Annotated in this window: 1 protein-coding gene; it reads left to right on the forward strand. The window is 67.4% G+C overall.

What is annotated here, in order from left to right:
* A partial coding sequence (locus R2S09_RS40170) for a glycoside hydrolase family 6 protein (protein WP_316746229.1) occupies positions 1 to 668 on the forward strand: 668 nt, incomplete at both ends.

The raw sequence follows: 668 nt of genomic DNA on the forward strand, positions 1-668 counted from the left end.
CTGGTGATCTACGACCTGCCCGGCCGGGACTGCTCGGCTCTCGCCTCCAACGGCGAGCTCGGACCGGACGACATCGACAAGTACAAGACCCAGTACATCGACCCGATCGCGTCGATCCTGTCGGACGCGAAGTACGCGGGCCTGCGGATCGCCACGGTCATCGAGCCCGACTCGCTGCCCAACCTGGTCACCAACGCCGGCGGCACCGCGGGCAGCACCGACGCCTGCGCGACCATGAAGGCCAACGGCAACTACGAGAAGGGCGTCAGCTACGCCCTGGCCAAGCTGGGCGCCATCCCGAACGTCTACAACTACATCGACGCCGGCCACCACGCCTGGCTGGGCTGGGACAGCAACCTCGACCCGTCCGTCCAGGAGTTCTACAAGGTCGCCACGACCAACGGCGCCGGCGTCGACGACGTGGCCGGTTTCATCGTCAACACGGCCAACTACTCGGCGACGGTGGAGCCGAACTTCAAGGTCACCGACACGGTCAACGGCCAGACGGTGCGCCAGTCCAAGTGGGTGGACTGGAACCAGTACGTGGACGAGCAGTCCTTCGCGCAGGCGCTGCGCGGCAAGCTGGTCTCGGCCGGGTTCAACTCCGGACTCGGCATGCTGATCGACACCTCCCGCAACGGCTGGGGCGGCTCCGCCCGGCCGACCGG

The sequence above is a fragment of the Streptomyces sp. MK7 genome (genome assembly GCF_032658145.1).
GTDB classification, from domain to species: domain Bacteria; phylum Actinomycetota; class Actinomycetes; order Streptomycetales; family Streptomycetaceae; genus Streptomyces; species Streptomyces spiralis.